The organism is Actinocrinis sp. (genome assembly GCF_035605935.1).
Lineage (GTDB): Bacteria > Actinomycetota > Actinomycetes > Streptomycetales > Catenulisporaceae > Actinocrinis.
Genome location: NZ_DATNGK010000147.1, coordinates 1 through 4,521, shown reverse-complemented (window position 1 = coordinate 4,521; position 4,521 = coordinate 1). Strand labels below are relative to the sequence as shown.

Here is a 4,521-nt window from a genome sequence, read left to right as displayed (position 1 = left end):
ACGGCTAGGACGGACGAGAAGTTGGCCGGGTCGAAGCTCACCGTGGCGTTGTTGGAGAGCGGCCCGCCGCTTCTGCGGGTGTCGATCACCCGATCCGGAACGATCGGCACGTAAGCGGCAGTGCCCGACGCGCTGTAGTAGCCGGCCACGTCCGCGATCAGGTCCACTGCCTGGCTCGCCGCGCCGCCGACGTAGAGGTCGATCTTCCCGTCCGAACCGACCGGCACGATCGCCGCGGCCGCGATCGTTTGTCCCGGCGCGAAGTTCAGGTTCGATGCGAGTGGCGTCGCGCCGCCGTCGGGGTAGGCGGTCAGGTAGCCGCCGCCGGTGCCGCCGGTCGCGGTCAGGTTCAGCGACACGGCCTTCACGCCGGACGAAGGCAGCGCACCCTGGTCGGCTCCCGCGATCGTCAGCACGATGTGCTTGCCGCCCGCGACTTTGCCCGCGCTCACGCCCGTGCCGTTGCGGGTGTCGAGCAGCCGCGCCGGGAGGAGTGAGGTGTAGCCCGAAGCCGTCGACCCGGTGAAGTAGCCGGTGACGTCAGCGACCAGGTACGTACCCGCCGAGGGCGCGGTGGTGACAGTCAGCTGGACGGCACCGTTCACCACCGGCAAGATCGCCGAGTTGGCTATCGTTTCGCCCGCGCTGTAGTTCAGCAGCGAGGTCCCGCTCTCAGCCGAGACATAGCCCGCGGCGTTCGAGCCGGTGGCCGTCACGGTCAGTGCCACCGCGGTGATCCCGCTCGCTGGGAGCGAGCCGACTGCGTCGATCTGCAGCGGGACGACCTGGCCGTTCAGTACCCGACCAGAGGTTCCGCCGGTGCCTTTGCGGGTGTCGAGCAGCCGCGTCGGGCCGAACGGGGTGAACTCGGAACCGGCCGTCGTGTAGGCCAAAGTGCCGGTGGCTTTGCCGCCAGCCGCGTCGATCATCGTGGCGGAAATGGCGTAGGTGCCGAGCTTGGCGTATTGGTGTACGGCGTTGTAGGCCGGGTTGGTCACCGCTGGAGTGCCGTCACCGTAGTCAACCGTGGTGGTGACTGCCCCCCACGGCTTGGCCGCGATCGAGTAGTTCGGCTCGACGCTGTAGGCGCCGGTGTTGATGTGGCCGATGCCGATGCCTGATCCGGCGAACGGGTCCTGATATTCGAAGGCGCCCCGGTCGTGGTAAGTCTGCGCACCTGCTCCGGTATCGGCGGTGTTGAGGTCGTCCACCCGCGGCCGGCCGAACAGGTCGGTCGACAGTTGGCCCGGAGCGTTCGCATCGGCAGAGTCGACCGCGGAAGAGGTATCCGCGCTGATCTGGCCCTGGTTGTTGCGGATTTCCGGGTCGGCGGCGACGTCGTGGCAGCCCTGGCCGACTGCCGCGCAGAACTGCGCCGGGGTCGCGTAGTAACTCGACGTGCCGCTACTTGCCGACGGCAGCCAGTAGTAGTCGTTGGAGCCCGCGCCATTCGGGTAGATGACGTTGTAGTCCGCGGTGGAGACTTCCTGGGAATCACCGAGAATGGCCGTGCTCGCGCAAGTGAAGTCCGACAGGACGTTGTTCTCGATCGTGGTGCCGGTCGCGAGACCGGCCTCGCCAGCGGTTATGTTGATGCCCAGGCCACACAGACCGTAGATCGTGTTGCCCGTGATGGCGACATTGGGGACCGCGGTGTCCTCGACGGCGTCCTCGGCATTGAAGAACGCGTTCGTCGTCACGGTGTCGGCGGTGGCGAAGCCTCCGATGCCGACGTCCCACTCAAACTTGCCGTAGAAACGCGAGGTCTCGACGGTCGAGTTGGAGGAGGACTGGAAATAGACGCCGTGGGCCGCGGGGTTCGGGCTGACCGTGCTGATGACCATCCCGGAGACGGTGACGTTCTTGGAGTTGTTCAGATATACGTCGTCCTCGGCGGCGCCCGTGACAACGAAACCCTTGAGGTTGATGTACTGCGCGCCGCTGATGTTGAACGCGTACGGCGATCTAGTCGACACGATCGCGCCCTGGTAATGGCCTGGGGTGTTCCCGCCGTCGATGGTGATGGGAGCTCCCGCCTTGCCGGACGTAGTCACGTCCGTCTCGGCCTTGAAGGTGTCGCTCGGCTTCACGGCGACCGTGTCGCCGGGTTGCGCGGCGTTGACGGCGGCTTGGATCGTGCAATAGGGCGTGGTCGACGAGTCAACAGTCGAATCAGAACACTGCGACGCGAGCGAGTTGTCCACGTGCAGAATGGCGCCGGTCGCCGCCTGCGCGTCCGAGGCCTGGCCGATGCCGATGAACGCCGCCGCCGTGGCCACTGCCAGTGGCACGGCAAGGTTTTGAACACGACGCATGTTGACCCCTTCCAGGCGGTCTCTGTGTTCGAAACCGCCCAGGTCGCAACCACCCCTGAGGTCGTCATCCTAGCGATCGGGTCCAGGAAGAATCAGCACGTGGCGTACCTTCGCATCGGATTGATACGAGACTGAAACGGGCCACCGCCTTCCGAACACAGATGTCAGCGGCGGCTGGCACGATGCACGCTATGACGGCCATCACCCCGCGAGATCCGACGAAGGCGCGTTCGCGCGAGCAGCTTGCTGAGATCCTCGCGGCGGGCGCTGTGCCGAAATGGCTGATGTTCTGGGGCCATCAGCCGCAGGCAGACGGCACAGTCGGCAGGGGCTGCCTAAGTCAATGGTGGCCGTGCTCGTTCACCGTCGATGGGGTCGACTATGCCTCCGCGGAGCACTGGATGATGGCCGGCAAGGCGCGGCTGTTCGGTGACGAGGAAGCTCTCGCGCGGATCCTGGCAGCCCGCTCTCCCGCGGAGGCGAAAAAGCTCGGCCGGCTGGTGCGTGGATTCGACGATGAGCTGTGGACCGGGTGCCGGTTCGAGCTGGTGGTGGCGGGCAATGTGGCGAAGTTCGGACAGGACCCGGCGCGACGCGAATTCCTGCTCGGCACGGCGAATCGGGTGCTGGTCGAGGCCAGCCCGCGTGACCGCGTCTGGGGCATCGGCCTCGGCGCGGCGAACGAGAAGGCCACCGATCCTGCACAGTGGCGCGGCCTGAACCTGCTCGGCTTCGCCCTGATGGAAGCCCGCGAACAACTCGCTCAACTGGGTCGGTGATGGTTGTCACTGGTCGCGAAGTCGTGACGCGTGCTATGGACTGCGACGCGGCTATCCCGAGGCCTTGAAGCCGCCGTAGAAAACCCCGAGGCCGAGCGCGAAGCAGAGTCCGCCGATAATCCAGAATCGGATCGTGATGTTGATTTCCGGCCAGTCCATCAGCTCGAAGGTGTGATGGATCGGCGCCATCTTGAACACCCGCTTGCCGCGGCGCAGCTTGAAGGACCCGACCTGGATCACCACCGAGAGCAGTTCCATGAGGAACAAGCCGCCGATGATGAGGGCGAGCAGTTCGGTGCGCGTGCAGATCGCGAGGCCCGCGAAAACGCCGCCCAGCGCGAGCGAACCGGTGTCGCCCATGATGATCTTCGCCGGGGCGGCGTTCCACCACAGGAAGCCGAAGCAGGCACCCATCACCGAGGCCGCCACGATCGTCAGATCCAGCGGGTCGCGCACCTCGTAGCAGCCCTTGCCCGGTGACGCGGCGCAGTTCTGGCCGTACTGCCACAGACCGATCACCAGGTAGGCGGCGAACGCCATGACCGAGGCGCCGGTGGCCAGCCCGTCCTGACCGTCAGTCAGGTTGACCGCGTTCGACCAGCCCGCGACCATCACATAGCTCCAGACCACGAACAACGCCGGCCCGAGGCTGAGCCAGCCGATATCGCGCAGGAACGAGACGTGCTCGCTGGCCGGCGTGAGACCCGCGGAGTTCGGGAAATGCAGCACCAGCACCGCGAACACCAGCGTGACGGCCGACTGGCCGACCAACTTCGCCTTCGCCCGCAGGCCCAGCGAACGCCGCCGGTAGATCTTGATGAAGTCGTCCACGAAGCCGACCGCGCCAAGGCCCGTCATGAGGAAGAGCACGAGCAGCGCCGAACTCGTCGGGGCCTTCGCCGTCACCAGCTTGGTCACGAAGTACGCGACCAGCGTGGCGAGCACGATGACCGCGCCCCCCATCGTCGGCGTGCCCCGCTTGACGAGATGCGTCTTCGGCCCGTCCTCGCGGATCTCCTGGCCCCAGCCCCGGCGCGTGAAGAACCGCACCGCCAGCGGCGTCCCGGCCAATGAGCAAATCAGCGCGATGAGGGTGGCGTACAGAAGCGCTCTCATCGTTGCTTGTCCTCCACGAGGGTCAGTCGGCCGGCGGCCTCGCGCCATCGTACGGAGACTTTTCCGCGGACGCGGACCAAGCGCCGTCGAACAGGTGGCGAGCGTCCGCACGGCGACAACGTCAATCGACCATGACCACCGGGAATGTTTGCGTGCAACCGGTCCCGATCTAGGCCGTGGGTAAGAAGTAGCGTCGGACAAGGCCGCGGCGTCTGGCGCGTGCGATCGCAAGGCGGCGGAGCGTCCTCATGGGGCATCTGGCAGTGTCCGATAGGTGCCTGGCGGCACCGGGGCTTCGCCAACGCAGCGAG

Annotated in this window: 3 protein-coding genes; 1 reads left to right on the top strand and 2 read right to left on the bottom strand. The window is 66.4% G+C overall.

The window, feature by feature from the left end:
- A partial coding sequence (locus tag VN779_RS12425; protein ID WP_325722660.1) for a right-handed parallel beta-helix repeat-containing protein occupies positions 1-2,315 on the bottom strand: 2,315 nt, incomplete at its 3' end.
- Between the two features lie 191 nt (positions 2,316-2,506).
- Here VN779_RS12425 and VN779_RS12420 point away from each other — a divergent pair.
- Positions 2,507-3,094: an NADAR family protein gene (locus VN779_RS12420; RefSeq protein ID WP_325722658.1), complete on the top strand. Its 588-nt coding sequence runs from the start codon at positions 2,507-2,509 to the stop codon at positions 3,092-3,094.
- 51 nt (positions 3,095-3,145) lie between these two features.
- On the opposite strand, the gene mraY is transcribed toward VN779_RS12420, so the two are convergent.
- The gene (gene mraY / locus VN779_RS12415) at positions 3,146-4,210 is read right to left on the bottom strand and encodes a phospho-N-acetylmuramoyl-pentapeptide-transferase (protein WP_325722656.1); all 1,065 of its coding nucleotides are present in this window, start codon (positions 4,208-4,210) and stop codon (positions 3,146-3,148) included.
- Between the last annotated feature and the right edge of the window lie 311 nt (positions 4,211-4,521).